21 protein-coding genes are annotated in these 25,122 nt (G+C 66.8%); 11 read left to right on the top strand and 10 right to left on the bottom strand.

Annotated features, from left to right (window positions below; translation table 11 throughout):
- Positions 1-114: 114 nt before the first annotated feature.
- Positions 115-1,032 carry a LysR family transcriptional regulator gene (locus CF70_RS07450; protein WP_035862593.1) on the bottom strand — a complete coding sequence of 306 codons (918 nt, stop codon included), beginning with the start codon at positions 1,030-1,032 and terminating at the stop codon, positions 115-117.
- A 160-nt stretch (positions 1,033-1,192) separates the two neighbouring features.
- Here CF70_RS07450 and CF70_RS07455 point away from each other — a divergent pair, with 160 nt between their 5' ends.
- The 4 genes from CF70_RS07455 (at position 1,193) to CF70_RS07470 (ending at position 4,851) form a co-directional block, all read left to right on the top strand.
- Positions 1,193-2,554, top strand: a complete 1,362-nt coding sequence (locus tag CF70_RS07455) for an acyclic terpene utilization AtuA family protein (RefSeq protein WP_035862595.1) — start codon at positions 1,193-1,195, stop codon at positions 2,552-2,554.
- Complete coding sequence (locus CF70_RS07460) at positions 2,551-2,940, top strand: AtuA-related protein (RefSeq protein WP_035862598.1); 390 nt, start codon at positions 2,551-2,553, stop codon at positions 2,938-2,940. Before CF70_RS07455 ends, CF70_RS07460 begins: the two co-directional genes overlap by 4 nt.
- 85 nt (positions 2,941-3,025) lie before the next feature.
- Positions 3,026-4,012 carry a Bug family tripartite tricarboxylate transporter substrate binding protein gene (locus CF70_RS07465; RefSeq protein ID WP_035862600.1) on the top strand — a complete coding sequence of 329 codons (987 nt, stop codon included), beginning with the start codon at positions 3,026-3,028 and terminating at the stop codon, positions 4,010-4,012.
- Between the two features lie 251 nt (positions 4,013-4,263).
- Positions 4,264-4,851: a nuclear transport factor 2 family protein gene (locus CF70_RS07470; protein ID WP_035862602.1), complete on the top strand. Its 588-nt coding sequence runs from the start codon at positions 4,264-4,266 to the stop codon at positions 4,849-4,851.
- A gap of 25 nt (positions 4,852-4,876) precedes the next feature.
- Here the strand turns inward: CF70_RS07470 and CF70_RS07475 are convergent, their stop codons facing one another.
- Positions 4,877-5,311: an EamA family transporter gene (locus CF70_RS07475; protein WP_035862605.1), complete on the bottom strand. Its 435-nt coding sequence runs from the start codon at positions 5,309-5,311 to the stop codon at positions 4,877-4,879.
- Positions 5,312-5,350: 39 nt separating this feature from the next.
- Entirely contained in the window at positions 5,351-5,740 is a 390-nt protein-coding gene (locus tag CF70_RS07480; RefSeq protein WP_035862606.1) for a GNAT family N-acetyltransferase, read from the bottom strand.
- 172 nt (positions 5,741-5,912) lie between these two features.
- On the opposite strand from CF70_RS07480, the gene CF70_RS07485 reads away from it, so the two are divergent.
- Positions 5,913-7,409, top strand: coding sequence for an AMP nucleosidase (locus CF70_RS07485; RefSeq protein WP_152561723.1), 1,497 nt, complete (start codon positions 5,913-5,915; stop codon positions 7,407-7,409).
- Positions 7,410-7,693: 284 nt separating this feature from the next.
- Positions 7,694-8,443: an HD-GYP domain-containing protein gene (locus CF70_RS07490; protein WP_235184934.1), complete on the top strand. Its 750-nt coding sequence runs from the start codon at positions 7,694-7,696 to the stop codon at positions 8,441-8,443.
- An 87-nt stretch (positions 8,444-8,530) separates the two neighbouring features.
- On the opposite strand, the gene CF70_RS07495 is transcribed toward CF70_RS07490, so the two are convergent.
- From CF70_RS07495 to CF70_RS07520, 5 genes are all read right to left on the bottom strand, one after another.
- The gene (locus CF70_RS07495; protein ID WP_035862612.1) at positions 8,531-9,178 is read right to left on the bottom strand and encodes an OmpW/AlkL family protein; all 648 of its coding nucleotides are present in this window, start codon (positions 9,176-9,178) and stop codon (positions 8,531-8,533) included.
- A 360-nt stretch (positions 9,179-9,538) separates the two neighbouring features.
- Positions 9,539-11,236 (bottom strand): 2-isopropylmalate synthase, encoded by a 1,698-nt coding sequence (gene leuA, locus CF70_RS07500; RefSeq protein ID WP_035862640.1) that lies wholly within the window; start codon positions 11,234-11,236, stop codon positions 9,539-9,541.
- 2,474 nt (positions 11,237-13,710) lie between these two features.
- Positions 13,711-14,031 carry a DUF6587 family protein gene (locus CF70_RS07510; protein ID WP_035862614.1) on the bottom strand — a complete coding sequence of 107 codons (321 nt, stop codon included), beginning with the start codon at positions 14,029-14,031 and terminating at the stop codon, positions 13,711-13,713.
- A 13-nt stretch (positions 14,032-14,044) separates the two neighbouring features.
- Positions 14,045-15,916, bottom strand: coding sequence for a ferrous iron transport protein B (feoB, locus tag CF70_RS07515; RefSeq protein ID WP_035862615.1), 1,872 nt, complete (start codon positions 15,914-15,916; stop codon positions 14,045-14,047).
- 19 nt (positions 15,917-15,935) lie between these two features.
- Positions 15,936-16,241: a FeoA family protein gene (locus CF70_RS07520; protein WP_035862617.1), complete on the bottom strand. Its 306-nt coding sequence runs from the start codon at positions 16,239-16,241 to the stop codon at positions 15,936-15,938.
- A gap of 303 nt (positions 16,242-16,544) precedes the next feature.
- Between CF70_RS07520 and CF70_RS07530 the strand changes: the two genes are divergently transcribed.
- A complete protein-coding gene (locus CF70_RS07530) occupies positions 16,545-16,844 on the top strand; it encodes an antibiotic biosynthesis monooxygenase family protein (protein WP_035862620.1) in 300 nt (99 codons plus the stop codon).
- Positions 16,845-17,152: 308 nt separating this feature from the next.
- Here CF70_RS07530 and CF70_RS07535 read toward each other — a convergent pair whose 3' ends face one another.
- Positions 17,153-18,034 carry a LysR substrate-binding domain-containing protein gene (locus CF70_RS07535; protein WP_035862623.1) on the bottom strand — a complete coding sequence of 294 codons (882 nt, stop codon included), beginning with the start codon at positions 18,032-18,034 and terminating at the stop codon, positions 17,153-17,155.
- A gap of 296 nt (positions 18,035-18,330) precedes the next feature.
- Between CF70_RS07535 and CF70_RS07540 the strand changes: the two genes are divergently transcribed.
- The 4 genes from CF70_RS07540 (at position 18,331) to CF70_RS07555 (ending at position 23,145) form a co-directional block, all read left to right on the top strand.
- Positions 18,331-20,139, top strand: coding sequence for an acyl-CoA dehydrogenase family protein (locus tag CF70_RS07540; protein WP_035862625.1), 1,809 nt, complete (start codon positions 18,331-18,333; stop codon positions 20,137-20,139).
- 120 nt (positions 20,140-20,259) lie between these two features.
- Positions 20,260-21,240, top strand: coding sequence for a Bug family tripartite tricarboxylate transporter substrate binding protein (locus tag CF70_RS07545; RefSeq protein WP_035862626.1), 981 nt, complete (start codon positions 20,260-20,262; stop codon positions 21,238-21,240).
- 237 nt (positions 21,241-21,477) lie between these two features.
- A complete protein-coding gene (locus tag CF70_RS07550) occupies positions 21,478-21,930 on the top strand; it encodes a PaaI family thioesterase (RefSeq protein WP_035862629.1) in 453 nt (150 codons plus the stop codon).
- Positions 21,931-21,993: 63 nt separating this feature from the next.
- Positions 21,994-23,145 (top strand): CaiB/BaiF CoA transferase family protein, encoded by a 1,152-nt coding sequence (locus tag CF70_RS07555; RefSeq protein WP_035862633.1) that lies wholly within the window; start codon positions 21,994-21,996, stop codon positions 23,143-23,145.
- Between the two features lie 48 nt (positions 23,146-23,193).
- On the opposite strand, the gene CF70_RS07560 is transcribed toward CF70_RS07555, so the two are convergent.
- Positions 23,194-24,927: a lactate permease LctP family transporter gene (locus CF70_RS07560; RefSeq protein ID WP_035862636.1), complete on the bottom strand. Its 1,734-nt coding sequence runs from the start codon at positions 24,925-24,927 to the stop codon at positions 23,194-23,196.
- Between the last annotated feature and the right edge of the window lie 195 nt (positions 24,928-25,122).

The following is a 25,122-nucleotide window of genomic DNA, read 5'->3' on the forward strand; positions in this document are numbered from 1 at the left end:
GAATTTAAGCAGCCGAAGCCGAAGCCGAAGCCGAAGCAAAAAACATCAAACCACCCCCAATCCTTCAGGCTTTGTTTGTCAGGCGCGAGTTCCACATTCGCCAGGCTGTTGCCGTTAGCGCATCGTCGCTGCAGCCTTGCCGCTTCCGCCACTCCTGAAATGCGCCTGCAAGGCTTCGATCATCGCCGCTGCCGCTACCGAGTCTCCTCTTTCTTTCAGCCGCACCAGGCATATCTCGCGCACCAGGGAGGGTAATTGCAGGGGCCGGATCGCCAGGCTTTCTTGCTGGAACTGGAACAGCGCCAGCGCGGGCACCACCGTCACGCCGAGCCCCGCCGCTACCAGTGCGGCTACGGTGGCGAGGTGTTCCACTTCCATCACCCCGTTGAGCTTGAGCGGATGCAGCGCGGCGTCCAGGTGCTGGCGCACGCTGCTGGTACGCGAGAGCTGGATAAAGGGCAGGCCCGCAAGCGCTTGCGGGGCCACCCGCCGGCGGCGCGCCAGCGGATGGTCCGCCGGGCAAACCAGGTGGAAGCTGTCCGTCACCAGGGGCTCGATGCGCAGGTCGCCGTCCTGCGCTGGGGCGGGCGCCAGCGCGAAGTCCGCGCGGCCTCGCCGTACCAGGTCGATGCAGCCGTCCGCCAGCAGGTCGAACAGTTCGATGGCGATGCCGGGATAGCGCTGGTGGAAGGCCGCGAGGATCGGCGGCAGGTCGCCCGCGGCCAGGGAGGGCAGCGCCGCAATCGAAACCCGCCCCTTGCGGCGTTCGGCGTGGTCGCGCAGTTCCGCGAAGGCGGTCTCGAAGTCCGCCAGCAGGCGCGTGGCCACTTCCTCGAAGCGCCGGCCTTCCACGCTCAGTTCCACATGCCGCGTGGTGCGCTCGAACAGCCGCGTGCCGGCCTGTTCCTCCAGCGTCTGGATGAGTGCACTGAAGGCCGATTGCGACAGGTGGCAGGCCTGCGCGGCGCGCGTGAAGTTGCGGTGCGTGACCAAGGCCACGAAGGCGCGCAGGTGTTTGACCGAGAGGTTCATTGGCAGGCGCCCGATTCAGCTGAAAAAACGATAGATTAATCCAAATTATCCGTTTTTTGGTTGAGGATGACACGTCTAGAATGACTTCCTCGGACGTGCTCATCGGGGCCCGTACTTCATCACCCAAGCTTTTTTCAGGCCATCACCAGGCTTCCATCCTATGACCGCTCCTCTGCTGATTGGCTCAGGCGCCGGCTTCTCCGGCGACCGCACCGACGCCGCCCTGCCCGTGGTGCGGTCCCTGATCGCAGCGGGCGGTCCAGCCGTGCTGATGTTCGAGACCCTGGCCGAGCGCACGCTGGCGCTGGCCCAGCTGGCGCGCCGCGGCAACCCCGCCCATGGCTATGAACCGCTGCTCGACGCGCTGCTGGCGCCCGTGCTGGGGCTGTGCCTGGCCAATGGCATTCCCATCGTCGGCAATTTCGGCGCGGCCAATCCGCATGCCGCCGCGCAGCGCGTGCGCGCACTGGCGGCGGAGCTCGGCCTGGCGCCGCCACGGGTGGCGGTGGTGGAGGGCGACGATCTTTCGCACGAGGCCGGCCGCGCCGTCCTGCGCCAGATCGTCGGCCCCGATTTTCCCGAGGCGCGCTTTGTTTGCGCCAACGCCTACATCGGGGCGCAGGGCATTGCCGATGCGCTGGCCGCCGGCGCGCAGGTGGTGGTGTGCGGCCGCGTGGCCGATCCCGCCCTGGCGGTCGGCCCGGCCATGGCGCATTTCGGCTGGTCATGGCAGGACTGGGACCGCCTGGCGCGCGCCACCATGGCAGGCCACCTGCTCGAATGCGGGGCGCAAGTCACCGGCGGCTATTTCGCCGATCCCGGCATGAAGGACGTGCCGGATGTGCACGCCGTCGGCTATCCCATCGTGCGCCTGGATGAAGACGGCAATATCGAGGTGGGCAAGGCGGCGGACACCGGCGGCTGCGTGGACCTGCGCACGGTCAAGGAACAGTTGCTGTATGAAGTGCACGACCCTGCCGCCTATCTCACGCCCGACGTGATCGCCGATATCAGCGCGGCCACGGTCGAACAGGTCGGCCCCGACCGCGTGGCCGTGCGCAATGTGCGCGGCCGCGAGCGGCCCGGACAGCTCAAGGCCAACCTGTTCTACGAAGGCGGCTGGATCGCCGAGGGCGAGATTTCCTACGCCGGCCCCAACGCCGCGGCGCGCGCGCGCCTGGCCGCGGAGATCGTGCGCAAGCGCATGGACCTGCTGGGCCACGCGGCGCCGATCCGCTTCGACCTGATCGGCGTGCTGAGCGTGTTCGCCGACGATGGCGGCCGCCTGTTGCAACAGCCGCAAGCCGGCGAGGCGCAGGCGCGGGACGTGCGGCTGCGCGCCGCGCTGGCGCATGAGGACAAGTCCGTGGCGGAAACGCTGCTGCGCGAGGTCAATGCGCTCTATACCTGCGGACCCGCCGGCGGCGGTGGCGTGCGCACCGCGCTGCGCGCGCGCCTGAATGCCATGTCCTGCCTGGTGCCGCGCAGCGCCGTCACCGCAAGCCACACTCTGCTGCCATGAACCCCACCACCTCCAATACCGCCACGCCGGCTGCCGCTGCCACCACCGCTGCCACCCTTGCGCTCTATCAGCTTGCGCACGGACGCACGGGCGACAAGGGCGATCGCTCCAATATCAGCGTGATCGCCTACGACCCGCGCGACTTCGACCATCTCGCCGCCCATGTCACCGAAGACGCCGTGGCGGCACTGTTCAGCTACCGGCGGCCGTCTGCGGTCAGACGCTACCTGGTGCCCTCGCTGCAGGCGATGAACTTCGTCATCGACGGCGTGCTCGACGGCGGCGTCAACGATGCGCTCAACCTGGACACGCACGGCAAGGCGCTGTCCTTCCTGCTGCTGCAACTGGAAATTCCCTTGCCGCCGCGCCTGGCCGGCGCCGGCTGAAACGCCGGATCCAGACCGCAAGCGACAAACCACCAACCACGCATCACAAATCAAAACGATTCGAGATTCGAACAGGAGACTCAAGATGTCCGCATACACCAAGCCCGCTTCCGTCCTGAAGGCGGTCACCGGCATCGCCGCCGCCGCGCTCGCGCTGCTGGCCGGCCCGGCGCACGCGGAGTTCCCGGACAAGCCGATCCGCTTCGTGGTGCCTTTCGCCGCCGGCAGCGCGACGGACCAGCTCGCCCGCGCGATCGGCCAGGCCATCACGCTGGATGCCAAGGTAACGGTGGTGGTCGACAACAAGCCCGGCGCCAACGGCTTTATCGCCGCCAGTGACGTGGCCAAGGCCAGCCCCGACGGCTATACCGTGCTGATCACCAGCAACACCACGCATGCGGCCAACGAGCACCTGTTCAAGAAGCTGCCTTACGATCCGGTCAAGGACTACGTTCCGGTGACAGCACTGGGCCGTGGCGGCCAGATCATGGTGGTCAACCCCCAGTTGCCGGTCAATAGCGTGGGAGACTTCATCGCGCTGGCCAGGAAGGAGCCGGGCAAGCTCAGCTTCGGCAGCGGCAGCTCGTCCTCGCGTATCGCAGGCGAGCTGTTCCAGCAGATGGCGCATGTGCAATTGCTGCACGTGCCCTACAAGAGCAATCCGCTCGCGGTCACGGATCTGCTGGGCAACCAGATCCAGATGATGATCACCGATACCGCCACCGGACTACCCCAGGTCAAGAGCGGCAAGCTCAAGGCGCTGGGCGTGTCGGGCAAGACCCGCTCGCCGCTTGCGCCCAATGTGCCGACCATCGACGAGGCGGGCGTCAAGGGTTATGAGATGAGCTACTGGTTCGCCGCCTACGCACCGGCCAAAACGCCGCAGCCGGTGGTGGACAAGCTCAACGCGCTGATGGTGAAGGCCGCCAGGAGCGACACCGCGGCCAATTTCTACCAGTCCACCGGTACTGAAGTGTTCACCAGCACGCCGGCGGAACTGGCCAGGTTCCAGACGCAGGAATCGGCCAAGTGGGGCCGCATCATCAAGGCCGCGAACATCCAGCCCGAATAATCCATGAGTGCCGCCTTGCCGTGCGATCCACCTGCACGGCATGGCCTTGCAGCGAACCGCGTAGGGCAGCTTGCCGGGCCTGGCGCTGCGCATCGGATGTGTTGGATGGGGCGGGGCGCGCCCTCGGTCAACCTTGCTGGCGGCAGGGCCGCAGCGCCCCGGGCACCGGAGACGGGCTACCATGCCGGCATCCACCCAACTTTCGCCGCGCCCCGGCCCACGGCCATGCGCGGACGCACGCAAGGCACAGCATGAACGCACCCGCCGCCTCGGCGCTTCCCGGCTCCCTCGACCCCCAGGCTCTGATCCGCGCCTACATCCGCGCAAAGGATGAAAACCGTCCCCACCTGATGGCGCAGGCCTTCGCCGCCGATGCCACGCTGGAGATGACGGTCAAGTCCGCGGCCATCGCCTTCCCCGCGCGCAGCGAGGGCCTGGCCGCCATCAGCGATGTGCTGGTGCGGCGCTTTGGCCAGAGCTACGACAATGTCTACACGTTTTGCCTGGCCGAAGCCCGGCCCGCAGCGGATGCGCAGCGCTATGCCTGCGACTGGCTGGTCGGCATGACCGACAAGGCCACCGGCGGCGTACGTGTGGGCTGCGGCAGCTACGCATGGGAATTCTCCGGGCCGGGCAACCCGCGCGTGCAAGCCCTCGCCATCGTGATCGAGGCCATGGAAGTATTGCCCCCCGACACCGCGCAACCGGTGCTCGACGGCTGGCTGGCGCGGCTGCCCTATCCGTGGTGTGCTGGTGCACTCGCCTGCCAGCAGGCGCCGGCGCTGCCGCAACTGGCACCGGTGCTGTCGTATCTTCGTGCCGGCGCCGCGGACCGGTGAGGAATCCGGGCGGCGCGGGCGCCGCTCAGCGCTTGAACCCGAGCACCAGCACGCCGGCTCCCACGAGAGCGATGCCGGCCCACTCGCGCAGGCTGGGGCGCTCGCCGAGGAAAATCACGGCGAACACCGCCACCAGCAGCAGGCTGAGCTTGTCCACCGGCGCCACCTTCGAGGCATCGCCGATCTTCAGTGCCCGGAAGTAGCACACCCAGGAGGCGCCGGTGGCCAGTCCCGAAAGGACCAGGAAGATCCAGGTCCGGGGCGGCAGCGCGAGCGGGTTGCTCCACTTGCCGGTCAGCACCACGAAGATGCTCAGCACCACGATGATCACCGCGGTGCGCACCAGGGTGGCGAGGTCGGAATTAATGCCCTCCAGCCCGATCTTGGCAAAGATCGCCGTCAGCGCGGCGAAAACAGCCGACAGCAATGCCCAATGAAACCAACCGGTGGAAGAAGCCATGGCGTTGCGTGTGAGGTGTTGGGGGCCGTCTTGCGCCACTCAGGTGCGCCGGCGCTCCATGGCCACCAGCGAAGGCACGAAGCCTAGCTGGCCGAAGAAGGCCGCCTCGGACGAGCGTCCGGCGCGTAGCACCCAGGTGATGTCGGGATCGTTGCCGACGATCTGGCGCACCAGGGCGCGCCCGATGCCGCGCCGGCGATGGCTCGGTGCCACCGCGACCATCGACAGATAGCCGTTGGAGATGTCGTCGCACAAGGCGCGCGCGAAACCTACGACTTCACCGTTATCCACCGCCACCACCACCCGTTGCGAGTTGGCGATCAGGCGGGCGAAGCGTTCCGTATTGGCGACCCGGTGTGCCCACCCGTTGGCCGCAAGGAGTTGTCTGGCTGCCTCGGTTTCTTCTGGCAGCAGATTGCGGATTTCCATCAGGGCTCCCCATGCAAGCACATACTGCAACTCGGCGCTGCCCTTCTTGTGGGGGGGCGTCTCGAGGCGAGTGCGGCCCGAGGCCGCGAAAGACTGCTGGCAGTGTAGCGAGCGCGCGCAGGGCCGTCAATTTGCGACAGGCCATGTTGCTACCATGCTGTGGCGGGGTATCATGGACACCATGAATGCCTCGATCTTCTCTTCCGCCCATCCGGCCGATCAGCTGGCCGAGTTCAGCGACGCCGATGCCGCGCTGGCCCGCATCCGTGAAATCTACGATGCCTCGGTCGGCGCCATCCGCGCGCGTTTCGATGCCTTTGCCAAGGGACAGCCACTGCCGTCAGCGGCACATGCCTGTTACCCCTACCTCGGCATCTCGGTCAATCTCGAAACCATGGTCACCGACAGCCGCCCATCCTGGGGCACAGTCGCCTACCCCGGCGTGTACGGCACCACGGTCACCCGGCCCGAACTGCTGGCGGACTACTACCGGGACCAGATCGAGCGCCTGATACGCTACCACCGCGTGCCCGTGGTGGTCGGCGTGAGCCGGCGCCCGATCCCGCTGCCCTTCGTCATCGAAGCCTCCACCACGGACATCAGCTACACCCAGGCGCGCGAGCTGGAAGCCTCCTTCGTGCTGCCCGAGCTGAGCCGCATCGACGATGCCATCGCCAACGGTACCTATGAGCCGGTGGCGGGCGAGGCCTGGCCGCTCTCGATGTTCCCCGGCGAGCGCGTGGACCTGGCGCTGCAGCGTCTCTACCACTACACCGGCACCGCGCCACAGCACTTCCAGCGCTTCGTGCTGTTCACCAACTACCAGCGCTACGTCGATGAATTCATCGCGCTTGGCCGCTCGCTGATGGGGGCCGAAGATGCGCAGGGCGCCGACGGCTACGTGCGCTTCGTCGAACCCGGCGACGTGATCCAGGAGCGCGGCGCGGCCGAGCCCGACGACGCCCAGCGTCCGCGCGCGCTGCCGCAGATGCCCGCCTATCACCTGGTGCGCGAGGACAAGCTCGGTGTCACGCTGGTCAATATCGGCGTGGGTCCGTCCAACGCCAAGACCATGACCGACCACCTTGCCGTGCTGCGTCCGCACTGCTGGCTGATGGTCGGCCACTGCGGCGGCCTGCGCCGCTCGCAGCAACTGGGCGACTACGTGCTGGCGCACGCCTATGTGCGCGACGATCACGTACTCGATCATGACCTGCCGCCGTGGGTACCGGTACCTCCCATCGCCGAAATCCAGGTCGCGCTGCAGGAGGCCGTGGTGCGAGTGACGGGCTTGTCCGGCAATGAAATGAAAACCCGCATGCGCACCGGCACGGTGGTTTCCACCGACGACCGCAACTGGGAGCTGAAGTCCAAGGCGCTGTACGCCCGCTTCAACCAGTCGCGTGCCATCGCCATCGACATGGAGAGCGCTACGGTCGCGGCCAACGGCTTCCGCCTGCGGGTGCCGTACGGCACGCTGCTGTGCGTGTCCGACAAGCCGCTGCACGGTGAGCTCAAGCTGCGGGGCATGGCGAATGCGTTCTACCGGCAGCGGGTGAGCCAGCATATGTCGATCGGGCTGGAAGCGATTCGTATCCTGCGCGAAGGTGGTGCCGAACAATTGCACTCGCGCAAGCTGCGTAGCTTCGACGAACCGGCGTTCCGCTAGGCGGGCTTCTTCGGGAAGGCTGCAATGCAATAGGGCCCCGTGATGCGGGGCCTTTCTTCTTTTGCCGCGCTCTCATCGACGTGCGGGCTGGCGTACGTTCGCACTGGCGGGCCATCGCATTCCCTGTTCCCGCTCACCGCGCCGTCGGCCCGCCACGCGTGTTTCACCGGATCCCTGGCGATAACCGGCTATTGCCTATTGGCGAGATGCCAGTCCAGGCATAGAATCTCGCGCTTTGCCAGATGCCATTCGCCGTTATGCGGCGAATGCCGCGATTGCCCGGCATGGCATCCACCTGGCCATGCCGGTGCCGTTGCGATCTGCACCACTTCAGAACTATGACTACGAACCACCATGCGGTTGTCACGCTGGCCAGCCTGACGCTGGCAGGCTGCTTGCGTTATCCGCATGCCTCTGGCCATCTGGTTCGCACCGCGACGATTGCGGCCGGCCTTGCGGAAATGGTCGGACTGCGTGCCGAGGAGTGCGAGCGCATTCGGCTCGCCACGCCGGCGCACGACGTCGGCAAGCTCGCCATCCCGGACGCCGTGCTGCTCAAGCCCGGCAAGTTGCTTCCCGAAGAGAGACAGGTGATCGAGCGCCACGCCGAGATCGGCGCGAACCTGCTTGCGGGTAGTTCGAATGCGCTGATGCGGCTCGCATCGCAGGTCGCGCATCATCACCATGAGCGCTTTGACGGCACGGGCTATCCGTGTGGGCTGGCCGGCCAGGAGATCCCGCTGGCCGCTCGCATCGTGGCCGTTGCCGATGCATTCGATGCCATGACCGAGGCGCGCTGCTATCGTCCCGGCATGACGGACGACGATGCGCTGTCCATCGTCTCGGCGGGGTCAGGCACGCAATTCGACCCGGACGTGACGAGCGTTTTCCTCGCCAACATCCCGAAGGTCTTGCACAGCCGGCGGTCGGCGCAAGCGCTGCTTGGCGCCGGTTCCGAGATGGCTGTGGTCGCGCGTTTCTACGGCTTGAATCGGGACGCATTGCGGCAGATCCCCCGTCAGGCAAGGGCCTGACGGGGGATCTGCCGCGCGTGCCTCGAAGGCCGGCTAAAGCGTTCGAGGCGTTCGAGGTATTCGAAGAGCTCGACGTGTTCGAGGTGTTTAGAAGCGGTAGCCCACACCCATGCTGAACAGCCACGGATCCAGGCTCACGTTCGAGACCTTGACGCCGGCCGCCTTGACGTCGCTCGACAGCCACACCTTCTTGATGTCGGCATTGAGGAACCAGTTCTTGGTGACCTTGTAGTCCATGCCGATCTGCAAGGCAGGCGCCACGCTCCAGCTGTCGAGTGATAGCGAGTTATTGGCGATATCGGCGCCCCAGATCCGCGTGAAGTTCAGGCCCGCGCCCACATAGGGGCGGAAGGTACCGTTGGGGATGAAGTGATATTGCACCAGCAGCGTCGGCGGCAGATGGGTGAAGGAACCGATCTTGTTGCCATCGAGGTAGACGTTCTGCTTCTGCGGAATGGTCAGCACCAGTTCCGCGGCGATGTGCGGCGTGAAGAAGTAGGTGACGTCGAGTTCCGGGATCCACTTGTTGTTGACCGTGATGCGGTCCGATGCGCCAACGCCGCCGATCGGGTCCGACTTGTCCGCCATGTCCAGATAGGTGGCGCGCAGGCGCACCATCCAGTTGCCCTGGGCTTCGTCGGACGCTGCCATGGCGGGCGCCGCGGCAACGCTGCCGAGCAGGGCGATGGCAGCAACAACGGTTGTGGAAAGGCGGGTGGACAGACGCTTCTTCATGATGGTTGGCTCGTGTAGTAGGGAAACTTCACGCTCAGTGTGGCGTAGGGTTCCCAGCCAAGCCTTGACCGAAAGCAAGAAGAGCCGCATCGGTGGCGCGCGCGTGCATGTGCGTCGCTGCGTCGCCACAGCCGCTGTCTGGTTGTCAGGCGGGATCGTGGGCAAGCCGCTGGACTTTCGCATTTCCAATCCCGCTCCGGGGTTCTAAGGACATGCGCAAATATTCGTGGCAACCGGCACCGGCGCCCCTTACGCTGTGCACACAGTCAAGCAACGAGCATGTCGTGGGCGTCCCGCCAAGGGCGTCTTTCCGGGCGGGCCCCGTGGGGGCGGGGCACACCGGTTTTTCCGCGGTGGACCTCAGCCGGCCAGGGCTTGCTCGCGTTGCGACTGACTGGTGGCGCGCAGGTGGCGGTTCACGCCGGACACCACTGCCTTGAGCGACGCCGTGACAATATTGGCATCGATGCCGGCGCCGAAGCCGGTGGCGGAATCGCCAACACGCACTTCCACATAGCAAGCCGCGGCGGCATTGGCGCCGGACGACAGCGCGTGCTCGTGGTAATCCATCACGCGCACCGGCGCATCGAGCGCGCCGGCGAAGGCGCCGACGAAAGCATCGATCGGGCCGTTACCCCGGCCGCGCACGCTGACGGCCTCGCCGTCGCGCAGCAATGCCACTTCGATTTCCACCTGGCCATCGCTATCGGACACCATCTGGTGGCCCACATAGCGCAACGGCGCGGCGTGTTCGAGATACTCGCGCTGGAACAAGCCGTAGAGGTCGTCGGCGCTGGCTTCGAGCCCGCTTTCGTCGGTCATTGCCTGCACCGCGCGGCTGAACTCGATCTGCAGGCGCCGCGGCATATAGATGCCATGCACCTGTTCCAGCAGGTAGGCCATGCCGCCCTTGCCGGACTGGCTGTTGACGCGGATCACCGCGTCGTAGCTGCGGCCAAGGTCGGCCGGGTCGATCGGCAGGTAGGGCACTTCCCAGATCTCGTCAGGCTTCTGCTGGGCGAAGCCTTTGCGGATCGCGTCCTGGTGCGAGCCCGAGAACGCCGTGAAGACGAGGTCGCCCACATAGGGGTGCCGCGGATGCACCGGGAGCTGGTTGCAATGCTCCACGCAGTGGCGTACTTCGTCGATATCGGAAAAATCGAGCGCAGGGTCCACGCCCTGCGTGTAGAGATTCAGCGCCAGCGTGACCAGGTCCACATTGCCGGTACGCTCGCCGTTGCCAAACAGGCAACCTTCCACGCGATCCGCGCCGGCCATCACGGCCAGCTCGGCGGCAGCCACGGCGGTACCGCGGTCATTGTGCGGATGGACCGACAGCACGATGTCAGCGCGCCTTGCGAGATGGCGGTGCATCCATTCGATCTGGTCGGCGAAGATATTGGGCGTGCTGCATTCCACCGTGGTCGGCAGGTTCAGGATAAGGGGGCGCGCAGCGCTCGGTTGCCAGATCGCGGACACCGCATCGCAGACCTCGAGCGAGAAATCCAGCTCGGTCATGCTGAAGGTTTCCGGCGAGTATTCGTAGCTCCATGCCGTCTCGGGCATGGCATCGGTCAACGCCTTGATCAGCCGCGTGCCTCCCAGGGCGATCTCCCTGACCTCCTCGCGGCTGGCACCGAACACGATGCGGCGAAACGCGGGAGCGATGGGATTGTAGAGATGCACCACGGCGCGAGCCGCGCCGCGCACGGAATCGATGGTGCGGCGGATCAGGTCCTCGCGCGCCTGCGTCAGCACCACGATGGTCACGTCATCCGGAATGCGGTCTTCCTCGATCAGCATTCGCACGAAATCGAAATCGGTCTGCGATGCCGAGGGGAACGCCACCTCGATCTGCTTCAGGCCGATCTTCACCAGTTGCTCGAAGAAACGGAGCTTGCGCTGCGGGTTCATCGGCTCGATCAGGGCCTGGTTGCCATCGCGCAGATCAGTGCTCATCCAGATCGGCGCGCGCGTGATGCGCTGGTCGGGCCAGGTGCGGTCGGCGATTTCGACGGCAACGGCGGGGCGGTACTTGGCGGCGGGGTTGCGCAACATCATGACGGTTCTCCTTCCTCGCGGGAAGATGCAAGACACAATAGGCCAGAGCGCTAAAACGCCATGGCGGAAAAAGGGTGGCGCGAGGCTGCCGAACTGCCACGAGGCACTAGGCCCGGCAACCGATCGGTAGGTCTAGCAGTAGCGAGGAGGAGAGACGCGGCGCCGATAGCGCCGGAGCAATGGCGGTGCCCGCCACGCGGCCTGCTGCCGGCACGCGCACGGCTGCGGCGATGCTGGAAGCATCGGCGGCCTGGCGGTGGGAGCAGGTGGCTTGGTGCATTGCGTGCGGTGCGGGAAGCGGTCCGGATGGCGCGGCTTCCGTGGTTGTGTGATCACTTGCGTTGCATGCCTGTCGCCAGCGAAGCGGCAAGCATCTGGCAAGAGTAGTCGAGTTGACGCGCGGGCGTCAAGGGCGCCGCCACGTCGTCTTCGGGTGGGCCTGAGCCGCAAAGGTGCGCGTTTCGCATTTCACCCTGACGGATGGCGGCGCGGGGATGAGCGCTGCCGCACATAAGCCTCGAACCCTCAACCGTATGGCTGGTACAGCAGTCCGCACATCCTGACTAGTCTGGTAAGCGACGTGACCAGCGATTCCGCCATTTTCCCAGCTGGCGCGTCCGGAAAACGAGATTCGGCACCTGCGCCTTTGCCTTATTCGGCATGGCCCGCGGACAGGACGCTATACGGGGGAGACATCATGACAAACACCAAGAGGTGGCCGGCATGGCTGGCCTGTACCGCCATGGCATTGCTGGTGGCGGGTTGCGGTGGCGGGGGCGGCGGCGGAAATTCGGCCGCGCCCAGCACAGCGAGCACCGCGGCCGATACGGCACCGTTGAAATACTCGGTAACGCTCACGATGACCTCGGGACAGGTGGGCGTGGGACGCAGCATTTCGATGTCAGCCTCGGTGGTGGACAGCAAGGGCACGGACGTGACCTCTTCCACCGCCTTTGCCTGGACTTCGTCAGTCGATACAGTGGCCACCGTGGTCCCTGCCGCCGCTGCAAGCGGCAGCGCCACCGTGACAGGCGTGGCGGGGGGGACGGCCACCATACAGGNGCGGCAGCGCCACCGTGACAGGCGTGGCGGTGGGTACGGCCACCATACAGGTGGTCGCCAGCGTCAAGGCGGCCGACAACACCACCACGCAGTTGCCCGCACAGACCGCGACAGTGACCGTGGAGCCGGGCACCGTCAGCTACAACCTGGCGTTGTCGAATCCGGTCCTGTCGCTGGTCGACGGCCAGGTGCAGCCAGTCACGGCGAAGCTGGTCGATGGCAACGGCAACGACGTCAGCGCGGCCGTGCATGACTGGGCCTGGGCCAGTTCGATTTCCAACGTGCAAGTCAGTGCCACGCAGAACTCGGCTTCGCTCAAGGGGGTCAACAGCTCTGATACGACCGAAGCGGTCGGCACGGTCACCGTGTCGGTCACCGCGCCCAACGGCAGTCCCGTCAGCGGGCAAATGCTGGTGACGGTGCAGAAGAACACCAGCTACACGTACCAGCTCGAACTGTCGCAGGGGGGAACGCCGATCAGTACGCTGACCGTGCTCAATGGCTATCCGCAGACCTTTGGCGCCCGCGTGATCCGCAGCGACTCACATGATTCCACCGCGGACTTCGACGGCACCTGGAGCTATGCGATCGCTTCTCCGACACTATCCGTCTCCGCGACTCCGGCCACGCGGCAAGCCGTGGTGAGCAGCAATATCGTGATTGGCACGCCCACCGTGCAGAGCCAGTTGCTGGTGACGGCTGCAAGTTCCAAGATATCCAGTACGCCCAAGGCCAGCCTGACGGTGACGGAGCAGCCGAAATGGGCGCTGGTGTATAGCGGGCCGCAGCCCCTGAAGCTACTGCTGTCGCTGCCGGTGCCCATTCCAGTCAGCGCCAAGCTTATGTTCTTCGGTGCGGCAAGCCCCACCCTCAACTGCACCGGCTGGGGCTGGACCAGCAGCGCAAACGTGACGTTCGGGCCTGGCGTCGATGCCGCGCAGATCGTAGTGACGCCCCTGGCGCTTGGCGACTTCTCCGTGACGGCAACCTGCACGGCCGGCCCTGAGCTTCAGCCGATCACGATCACGATTCCGGGAACGGTGATCTGATACAAGGGCCAGGTCTTCCTGTACGCCTTCTCAGCTTTGACGCGGAGCCCGGCATGTTTATCTGCCGGGCGCCGTTGTCATTGCCGGCGCACTGCACAAGCAAGGAGAGGTTGGCCTGGCATTCGGGAAAATACCGTAACGCGGTGGGAATCCGGCAACTGCTCGTGCATGAGAGCCTGGACCTTGGCGCAACACTGTGGAGACTGCCTGGCCCAGGCTTCCTGGCGGGATGCGTAAGACCGGCGCAGGCGGAGGGGGAAAGGAGGCGGGAAATGCCGGGATTCAGCCCCGGCGAACCTCAGGGCGTACCCGTTTCTGCGTGGACCGGAAGGAGGGTTCGCGATGGGTCTTGAAGGTGTTTCAGCGCTTGGCCACGAAACGGATGACCTGCTCGCCGCCCTGCTTGCCGGGCGCCGGCTGCTCGCCCTGCGCCGTGCTGGAGCCACAGGTATTGCACCCGCCGCTGTCGCAGCCGCTGGCGCAGCCGGCCGCGGCCTGCGGTGCCAGCCATGCCACGGCGCGCTGGCGCCAGCCGGTGGCGGCGCTGCCGCCCAGGCTTGCCGCCAGCCACGCCTTGACCCGCTCGCGCGTGCGCGGCGCATAGCGCGCCAGCACGGAGAGCGCGCAGACCAGCACGATCAAGGGCACCAGCAGGGTTTCGACGGCGTGGTAGAGGTTCATGTCAGGGTGCTGGTTAGCTGAACATCAGGGCGATGTGGTAAGTGGCAAAGGCTGCCGCGTAGCCCAGCCCCGCCAGGTAGGCGGTCGAGGCCGCCATCATCTTCCAGGAGCCGGTCTCGCGCCGGATCACCGCCATCGTGGAGATGCATTGCGGCGCGAACACGTACCAGGCCAGCAGCGACAGCGCCGTGGCGAGCGACCATTGCGCGGCGATCATCGGCACCAGTTGGCTGGCCATGGCGTCCTCGCTGCCGGACAGCGCATAGACGGTGGCCAGCGCGCCCACGGCGACTTCGCGCGCGGCCAGGCCCGGCACCAGCGCGATGCAGATCTGCCAGTTGAAGCCGATCGGGGCAAAAACATGCTCCAGCGCCCGGCCGATCATGCCGGCGAAGCTGTAGTCGATGGCCGGGGCGGTGGCGCCGTCCGGCGGCGACGGGAACGTGGCCAGGAACCACAGCAGCACCGTCAGCGTCAGGATCACCTTGCCCACGCGGGACAGGAAGATGCGGGCACGCTCCCACAGGCCAATCGCCACGTCGCGCGCATTGGGGATGCGGTACGAGGGCAGCTCCATCATCAGCGGGTGGTCGGTGCGGTCGCGGCGGAAATACTTCAGGACATAGGCCACCACCAGCGCGCTCACGATGCCCGCCACATAGAGCGCGAACAGCACGAGCCCCTGCAGGTTGAACAGCCCCATCACCGTGCGCGCCGGGATGAAGGCGCCGATCAGCAGTGCGTATACCGGCAGGCGCGCGGAGCAGGTCATCAGCGGCGCCACCAGGATGGTCGCCAGGCGGTCGCGCGGGTCCTGGATGGTGCGCGTGGCCATGATGCCGGGAATCGCGCAGGCAAAGCTCGACAGCAGCGGGATAAAGGAACGGCCGGACAAGCCCGCGCCCATCATCAGCCGGTCGAGCAGGAAGGCTGCGCGCGGCAGGTAGCCGGATTCTTCCAGCGTCAGGATAAAGAGGAACAGGATCAGGATCTGCGGCAGGAACACGATGACGGCGCCCAGGCCGGCAATCAGGCCATCCACCAGCAGGCTGCGCAGCATGCCTTCTGGCAGGTGGCTGCCGACGATCTCGCCGAACCAGTGCACGCCGCCCTCGATGCCGTCCATCAGCGGCGCGGCCCACGAGAACACCGCCTGGAACATCAGGAACAGCAGCACGGCCAGGATCAGCAGCCCGAACACCGGGTGCAGCAGGATGCGGTCGAGCCGGTCGTCCATGGCGGCGGTGCGCGTCGGCATCGTGACGGACGCATCCAGCAGGCGCTTGACCTCCTGGTGGACGTCCAGGTCGGAAGCGCTTTCGGCGGCGGCCTGCGGCGCCGCGGGCAGGGCGGCGTCGAGCGCGGCCAGCAGGTTGGCGGCGCCATCGCGCCTGACGGCCACCGTCGCCACCACCGGCACGCCGAGCGCGGCGGACAGCTTGTCGCGATCGATGTGGATGCCGCGCTTGGCCGCGGCGTCGCTCATATTGAGCACCAGCACCATCGGCAGGCCGAGGCGGCGCAGCTCCAGCACGAAGCGCAGGTGCAGGCGCAGGTTGGTGGCATCCACCACCGACACCAGCAGGTCGGGGCGGGGCTCGCCCGGGCGCTGCCCCAGGCAGATATCGCGCGTGATGGCTTCGTCCAGGCTGGCCGCGTGCAGGCTGTATGCGCCCGGCAGGTCGAGCACCCGCACCTGGCGCCCGGCCGGCGAAACGAAATGGCCTTCCTTGCGCTCGACGGTGACGCCCGCATAGTTGGCCACCTTCTGGCGGCTGCCGGTCAGGCGATTGAACAGGGCGGTCTTGCCGCAGTTGGGATTGCCCACCAGCGCAACGCGCAGAGCGGGACGCTGGGAAGCGGAAGTCGGGGAGGCGACAGACATATTCTTGGCAGGTGCCCGGTCAGGCAGCGGAGCGTTTGACGGCGGGCGCGTCTGGCTGCGCTGCCGGCGTGATGCTGGAGACGGAAGCGCTGACCGCTTCCACGGTAATGCGGGCCGCTTCGGCGCGGCGCAATGCAAACCGGGTAAAGCCAACCTGGGCGACAAGGGGATCCATGCCGAACGGTCCCAGTGCAATGACCTGTACGGCTTCGCCCGGCACAAAGCCGAGTTCGCGCAGGCGGCGAGCTACCGGATCGTTAGGAGAGTTGTCATCGACAGACACGATGACAGCGGCGGTGCGCCGCGCAAGGTCAGACAACCGCATGTGGCTTCCAGTCCGTTGGCGCGAGGCACGGCACGCGGTCGGCAAACTCACACCAGGGTTGGTAAATGAAAATCGTTCCTATTGTAGCCGATTTGCATGCCTGTGTTCGGCTTTCTGGCCGTTGCCATGTTGCTGCCGCAAATCTTCCGCTGGCAACGGGCACTTGCGCTTGCGGAAGCGGACATTGCCGGGGGACGGACGGCGTCGCGCGACGGGATGTTGCCCCCTGTCATAGAATGCGAGTCGGCACACACCCGGCGCTGGCCCAGGGCGGCCAAGCCACGCTAACAGGGAGCACAAGACATGATTTTCGAAATAGCGCAGTTCCAGATCAAGCCGGGTTCGGAATCGGCGTTCGAGGCGGGTGTGGCGAAGGCGGCGCCGCTCTTCAAGCGCGCCCGCGGCTGTCACGCCATGCGCCTGCTCAGGTCGATCGAGAATCCCTCGCACTACACCCTCGAAGTGAAGTGGGAGACGGTCGAGAACCATATGGTCGATTTCCGCGAATCCGAGGATTTCACCGAGTGGCGCAAGCTGGTTGGCGAATACTTCGCGGCGGCGCCCAATGTCGGGCATGCGAGCGTCGCGGTCGAAGGGTTCTGAGGCCGGCGGCAGCCGGGGATGCCCGGGCTGCCGGCGCTTTTCTCCTGCCGCAGTCCCCTGCTTCGGGAGGGGGGCGAATAACGCAATTGCGTTATTGGTGGGGGCATGGCCAGGGGGTAAGCTGTTTGCACGCTGAACACCCCGTTCCACGCGTATTTGATGTGCCACCTGCCGGTAAAGCAGGTGGCATTTTTCTTCTTGTGCCGGGGCTTTCGCCATAGGGGCGCTGCGATGCCCACTCAAACCCGAAAGCACCGAAAGCACCGAAAGCACCCTGCGCGAACTGCGCTGTCCTCCTGCCTCATCCCTCACCCCTCATCCCCTCTCACCATCTCCAGGAACCGGTCCCTCGCCGGATCATCCGGCCCGGCCTTCCACACGCAATACACCTCCGACGGCACTGTCGCCTGCGCCAGCGGCAGGAACACCGCCCCCGCCATCGCCGAGTGCTGCAATGCCGCCGGCACCACGGCCACCCCGGTGCCTTGCGACACCAGCGACACCACCGACAGCCAGTGCCGCACCTCATGCCGGATCTGCGGATAAAAGCCCTGCGCCGCGCACATCTCGAAGATCCGGTTGTAATAGTCGGGCGAAGCCTTGCGCGAGAACAGTACGAAAGGCTCGCCACGCAACTCGCCAAGCGCTACGGAGGCTTGGTTGGCCAGTGGATGGTCATCGGGCACGCAGCACAGGAACGGCTCGCTGTGCACCAGCGCGGTGGCGAGCTCGTCCGGGACGCGGTTGGTGTGGATGAAGCCGGCATCCAGCCCGTCGTGCAGCAGCGCGTCGATCTGCTCCTGCGAGTTGAGTTCGGTCAGCGCCACCTGGATGCCGGGGTAGCTGGCCTGGAATGCGCGCAGGCGCTGGGGCAGGCCACGGTACAACATTGAGCCGACGAAGCCGATGCGCAGCCGTCCCACCGCGCCGGCCTCGATCTCGCGCGCCAGCAGGCGGGCTTCCTCGGCCTGCGCAAGCAGCGCGCTGGCCGATTCCCGGAAGGCCCGGCCGGCGGCGGTCAGGCGCACGCCGCGGCTGTCGCGCTCGAACAGGCGGGCGCCCACCGAAGCTTCCAGCTGCTGGATATTGAGCGACAACGGCGGCTGGGAGATCGACAGCCGGCGAGCGGCACGGCCGAAATGCAGCTCCTCGGCGAGCACAAGGAAGTAGCGCAGGTGACGGAATTCCATAGCGATACAGAAATTATATGGACCAAGCCAATTTTAGAATTAGACACGAATCGCCGGGCTTTGAATAATGCAGACAGAGCATCCGTCCGCCGCCCCGCGCGCGATGCCACGGCCCAGGGCCCGCGCAGATGCCCTGCCCGCTAAAAACGGCCGGTAAAAGCACAAAACAAGCAGCAAGAGACAGCAAAACCACCACACCGCGCAAGAACCGCCCGCCAGCAGCCTGGAGCGTCCGCCCAGGGGCCGGTCTGGCTTTGGACCCGGCGTCACGCGCCGGCAAACTCAGGAGACACCTCATGCAGACCAGCGCAGCGCGCCAAACTGCCACTTCCGCCACCACCGCACCCGCCGCCACGGCCACGCCAGCCCATCCGGTGCCGGACCAGCAGGGCGTCAACCTGTTTGCCAGCGATCCGGATCTTCGCGCGCTGTTGCCGCTGTATCTCCCGCCGGACCTGTTCGCCCACCTGCTGCCCCACCTCGATCGCATGGGCGCGCTGGCCGGCGGCGTGCTGGACGAACTCGCGCATATCGCCGACCAGAACAAGCCCACCTTGTCGCACCGGACCCGCACCGGCATCGATGCGCAACGCATCGACAAGCATCCCGCTTACGTGGAGCTTGAGAAGGTAGCGTTCTCCGAGTTCGGCCTGGCGGCGGCATCGCACCGCGGCGGCGTGCTCGGCTGGGACAAGCCGATGCCCGCCGCGGCCAAGTATGCGCTGACCTACCTGTTCGTGCAGGCCGAGTTCGGCCTGTGCTGCCCGCTGTCGATGACCGATTCGCTCACCCGCACGCTGCGCAAGTTCGGCGATCCGGCGGTGGTTGAGCGCTTCCTGCCCAATCTCACTACCCAGGTCTTCGAGGACCTGTACCAGGGCGCCATGTTCATGACCGAGCAGGGCGCCGGCTCCGACGTGGCCGCGACCACCACGCGCGCCGCCCGCGACGCGCAGGCCGAAGGCGGCTGGCGCCTGTCGGGCGACAAGTGGTTCTGCTCCAACCCGGACGCCGCGCTGGCGATGGTGCTGGCCCGCGTCGAAGACGAGAACGGCGAGGCCGCTGCCGGCATCAAGGGCGTGTCGCTGTTCCTGCTGCCGCGCACGCTGGCCGACGGCAGCGCCAATCACTACCGCATCATCCGCCTGAAGGACAAGCTCGGCACGCGCTCCATGGCCAGCGGCGAGATCCGCCTCGAAGGCGCCCATGCCTACCTGGTGGGCGAACTGGGCCGGGGCTTCGTGCAGATGGCCGACATGATCAACAACTCGCGCCTGTCCAACGGCGTGCGCGCGGCCGGCCTGATGCGCCGCGCCCTGTCCGAGGGCCAGTTCATCGCGCGCGAGCGCCGCGCCTTCGGCAAGCGCCTGCTGGACATGCCGCTGATGCGCCGCCAGCTGCTCAAGCTCGTGCTGCCCACCGAGCAGGCCCGCACCATGGTGTTCCAGACCGCCGAGGCACTGCGCCGCGCCGATGCCGGCGAGGCCGATGCCTATCCGCTGATGCGCGTGCTGACGCCGCTGATCAAGTTCCGCGCCTGCCGCGATGCGCGCAAGGTCACCGGCGACGCCATGGAAATGCGTGGCGGCTGCGGCTATATCGAGGAATGGAGCGATCCGCGCCTGGTGCGCGACGCGCATCTTGGCTCGATCTGGGAGGGCACCAGCAATATCGTCGCCCTGGACGTGCTGCGCGCGATCCGTCGCGAAGGCGCGCTGCCGGTGCTGGAACGCCACCTCGCAGGCTTGCTGCAAGCCACGCCGATGCATGCCGGGGCGCGCGCCACGTTCACCGCGGCGATTGCCGGCGCCGCGAAGCTGGCCGCCCGCGCTGCCGAAGCCGGCGCCGATGGCGACGTACTGGCGCGCCAGGCCGCCTCCGCGCTGTACCACGTGACCAGCGCGGTCGCCATGGCCTGGGAAGCCGGCCGCATCGGCTCGGTACGGCGCATGCGCCTGGCCCAGCTGGTGCTGCGCCATCGCGTGCTGCCCCAGGATCCGCTGGCCGGCGAGGCCGAACCCGACTGGCTGGCCGACACCATCGCGCCGCCCGCCAACGGCGCCGTGAGCGCCACCGGCGAGGTGGAGCAGGTCAACCTTTTCTGACGCAGTTCCGCAGTTCCGCAGTACCGCAAAACCGACAGCCCCCGTGGCGCCCACCGGCGCCGCACAGGCCGCCGCAGCATAGGCTGCCCGGCGGAAGAAGACCTAAACCAGGAGACAAGCATGACCCTCTGGCAACGCATCGCGGCCGTCGCCGCCTGCACCCTCTGCGTAGGCGTGGCCCCCGCGCAGGCGCAGAAGGAATTCCCGTCCAAGCCGATCATGATGATCGTGACCTACCCGCCCGGCGGCCCCACCGACGTGATGGCGCGCACCCTGGCGTCCGCGCTCAAGGGCAGCCTCGGCCAGACCGTGGTGGTGGAAAACCGCGCCGGTGCCGGCGGCAACATCGGCGCCGAAGCGGTGGCGCGTGCCGAGCCGGATGGCTACACGCTGATGTTCGGCACCTCGGCCCCGCTGGCGATCAATGTCAGCCTGTACCGCAAGATCAACTACGACCCGGTAAAGAGCTTTGCGCCGGTGATCCAGATCGGGCAGCTGCCTAACGTGCTGGTGGTCAACCCATCCGTGCCCGCCAAGAACGTGAGCGAACTGATCGCGTACGGCAAGGCACATCCCGGCAAGCTCACCTATGCCTCCTCCGGCAACGGCGCGTCCTCGCACCTCGCGGGCGTGCTGTTCAACAACATGGCCGGCACCGACTTCCGCCATATCCCGTACAAGGGCACCGGTCCCGCGCTCAACGACCTGCTCGGCGGGCAGGTCAGCATGGCCTTCACCGATGTGCTCACCGCGCTGCCCTTTATCAAGAGCGGCAAGATGCGCGTGCTGGGCGTGACCACCAAGGGCCGCTCGCAGGCGCTGCCCGATGTGCCCACCGTGGCCGAGCAGGGCGTGCCCGGTTTCGACGTCTCGGTGTTCTTCGGCGTGGTCGCGCCGGCAGGCACGCCGCCGGCGGTCATCACCAGGCTCAATCATGCCTTTGCCGAAGCGCTGCAACAGCCCGAAGTGCGCAAGACCTTGCTTGCGCAGGGCCTGGAACTCGCGCCTTCGACGACGCCGGAGCAGCTCGGCAGCTTCGTCAAGGCGGAGGTGACCAAATGGCGCGGCGTGGTGCAGAAATCGGGCGCGCAGCTGGACTGAGCAAGCCGCGCCGGGGCGGCCACGCCGGCGCCCCGGCGGTGACGCTGGCCAGGCAAGGCTATGAACGATGGCCGGTTCGGCTGTAGTATCGTTGTTTGCGAACGAGCGTGCGTTTCTGCGCACCTCATGGCATGAAGCCTGTACGTGGGCACAGCAAGGCAGCGGTGCCCGCTCCGGACTTCATGACCGTCCCTCGTTCCTGCGTTTCCTGACCGCCCCCAACCGACCCCGCCTTATATGACCGATTTATCCAAGCCCACGCCCGTCAACGAATTCGCCGGTGAGGCGCCAGGCCTGCTGTTCGCCCTGCCGATGCCGATGGCCCGTGTCTTCGGGCTGACCGGCGTGCACATCGACGCCAAAGAGGCGCGCGTGCGCATGCCCTATCACCCGGACCACACCAACAGCCGCGGCGACGTGCATGGCGGCGCGCTGGCCACCCTGCTCGACTGCACGCTGGCCTGCGTCGCGCGCGGCCACGATCCCCGGCGCTTTGGCGTGGCGACGATCGACCTGTCGGTGCATTTCACGGCACCCGGGCGCGGCGAGCTGACCGCCACCGCCTGGTGCGAGCGGCGTGGCCGCTCCCTGTGCTTCGCGCGCGGCGAGATCCGCGACGAGCAGGGCGAGTTGCTGGCGCTGGCCACCGGCACCTTCAAGCTGCTCGAGCGCGCCCCTGCGGCTGCCTGAGCTCAAACGCCAATCGTCAACCGCCAACCGCCGCCAACCGCCGCAGCTACGGAAACCCATTTCATGAGCAAACTCCCTGCATCCCCCGGCGCCCTCGCCGGCATCCGCGTGGTCGATCTCTCCCGCATCCTGGGTGGCCCGTTCTGCGGCCAGATCCTCGGCGACCATGGTGCCGACGTGCTCAAGATCGAACCGCCCCAGGGCGACGACACGCGCACCTGGGGGCCTCCGTTCAAGGATGGCGTGGCCTCGTACTACTTCGGGCTCAATCGCAACAAGCGCGTGATGCGCCTGGACCTCACCACCGATGCAGACCGCGAAGTGCTGCTCGGCTTGCTGGCGGATGCCGACGTGCTGGTCGAGAACTTCAAGACCGGCACGCTGGAAAAGTGGGGCCTGGGCTTTGACGCGCTGTCGGCGCGCTTCCCGCGCCTGGTGCACTGCCGGGTCTCGGGCTTTGGCGCCGATGGCCCGCTGGGCGGCTTGCCCGGCTACGACGCGGCGATCCAGGCCATGGCAGGCATCATGAGCATCAACGGCGAGGCCGGCGGCGATCCGCTGCGCGTGGGTTTGCCGGTGGTGGATATGGTGACCGGGCTGAATGCCGCGCTGGGCGTGCTGCTGGCGCTGCAGGAGCGCGAGCGCAGCGGACGCGGCCAGTTCGTCGAGGCGGCGCTGTACGACTCGGGACTGTCGCTGCTGCACCCGCATGCCGCGAACTGGTTCATGAACGGCAAGGAGCCCACCCGCACCGGGAACGCACACCCGAATATCTATCCCTACGACACCGTCGCCACCGCCACCGATCCGATCTTCCTCGCGGTCGGCAACGACCGGCAGTTCCGCATCCTGTGCGAGTACCTGGACCTGGCCGCGCTGGCCGACGACGAGCGCTACGCCACGGCGGGCGCGCGTTCGGTCAACCGCGCCTTGCTGAAGGTGGAACTGGAAGCCCGCATGGGCAAGCTGGATGGGAAGGTGCTGGCCGATACGCTGGTGGCTGCCGGCGTGCCGTGCGCGCCGGTGCTGTCGGTGGCCGACGCCTTGCAGCATCCGCACACCGTTCACCGCGAGATGGTGGTGGAGATGGCGGATGGCTACAAGGGACTGGGCGCGCCCATCAAGCTGAGCCGCACCCCGGCCACCTACCGCTACGCGCCGCTGGCCGAGGGCGACCAGTTCCTGCCGCGCGACGCCGCCAACGATAGCGAGTAACGTCGCCGCGCCCGCCGCGCATTGCACGCGGCAGGCGCCGGTGCCCGCTCAGTGCGGCACCATGCCCGTGAACACGTAAGCCTGCAGCAGGGTGATGATGCCCACGATCACCGCGAACAGCAGGCTGTGCTTCACGGTGAAGCGGAACAACTCCGATTCCTTGCCCACCAGCCCGGTCGCCGCGCAGGCCACCGCGATCGATTGCGGCGAGATCATCTTGCCGGTCACGCCACCGGTGGTGTTGGCCGCCACCAGCAGCGTGTCGGACACGCCGATCTGGTGCGCAGTGGTGCTCTGCAGCGAGCAGAACAGCGCATTGGACGACGTATCCGAACCGGTCAGGAACACGCCCAGCCAGCCCAGGAAGGGCGAAAAGAACGGAAAGGCCGCGCCGGTGCCGGCCAGCAGCAACGCCAGCGTCGACGACATGCCCGAGTAGTTCGCGACGAACGCAAACGCCAGCACCAGCCCGATCGACAGGATCGGGCGGCGCAGTTCCGCCAGCGTCTCGCCGAAGGCGGCCAGTGCATCGCGCGGCTTCATGCGCAGCAGCACGGCGGAGATCAGCGCGGTCAGCAGGATGGCGGTGCCCACCGCCGATACCAGGTCCAGCTTGAGCACTGCCTCGTAGGCCTTGGGCTGCGCCACGATCGGCGCGGTCTTGATCACCAACTGGTCCAGCGCCGGCACATGGAACTTCAGCACCCAGCCGGCCAGCGCGCCGTTGCCGGCGAACAGCGCCTTGAACGGTTGCAGGCTCCACACGGTAACGATGGCGGTGAGGATGCCGAACGGCGCCCAGGCGCGTACGGTCTGCGCCACGGTATAGGGCGAGGCGCGGCGATTGTCGCCGGCGCCGTTGCCGACGGCACCTGCGCCAGCGGCAAGCCCGCTGCCCATGCGCGCCAGCGCGGCGGCACCGCCGCTGCCGGTCGCCACCACGCCGCCGGCACGCTGGCTTGCGCGCTTCGGCTGCCACACCTTCAGGAACAGCGTCAGCGACACCAGGCTCACCAGCGCCGAGGTGATGTCCGGCAGCTCCGGCCCGATGTGGTTCGAGGTGAAGTACTGCGTCACCGAAAAGCTGGCGCCGGTCACCAGCGCTGCCGGCCACGTCTCTTTCACGCCGCGCTTGCCATCCATGATGAATACCAGCCAGAACGGCACCGCCAGCGACAGCAGCGGCAATTGCCGGCCCGCCATCGCGCCGATGTGCATGGCGTCGATGCCGGTCACCTGGCCCGCCACGATGATGGGAATGCCCATGGCGCCGAAGGCCACCGGGGCCGTATTGGCGATCAGGCACAGGCCCGCCGCGTAGAGCGGGTTGAAGCCCAGCCCCACCAGCAGCGCCGCGGTGATTGCCACCGGCGCGCCGAAGCCCGCCGCGCCCTCCAGGAAGGCGCCGAAGGCGAAGCCGATCAGGAGCATCTGCAGGCGCTGGTCATCGGTGATGGCCAGCACGGATGCGCGGATGATGTCGAACTGCCCGGTCTTTACCACGATCTTGTAGAGGAACACCGCGGTCACGATGATCCACGCGATTGGCCACAGGCCGTAGGCAAAGCCGAAGCCCGCGGCGGCCAGCGCCTGCGGCACGGGCATGCCGTAGGCGAAGATCGCCACGCCTAGCGCGAGCAGTAGCGTGATGGCTGCTGCCACGTGGCCCTTCATGCGGAGCACCGCCAGGGCGAGGAAGAAGAAGAGGATGGGTAGCGCGGCTGCTAGCGCGGACAGCCATAGGCTGCCTAGCGGTGTGTAGATCTGGGTCCAGGGTTGCACGGTGGGTCTCCTCCGGGGATTGCGTTTGGATGAATTTGCTTTGGGGCGTTCTGGTGCTTGCGTTTGTTTTTTTGTTGTCTGGTTTTTGTTGGCTTGGGGCTTTCTCGATAGTTTTTTTGCGGCTGACTGACTGCCTGACTGCAAGGTCAAAGGCTTAAAAGCGCAAAGTCAAAGGCAGTTTCACCCCCCTGCGGG

This window comes from Cupriavidus sp. SK-3, assembly GCF_000611145.1.
In the GTDB taxonomy this organism is placed as follows: Bacteria; Pseudomonadota; Gammaproteobacteria; order Burkholderiales; family Burkholderiaceae; genus Cupriavidus.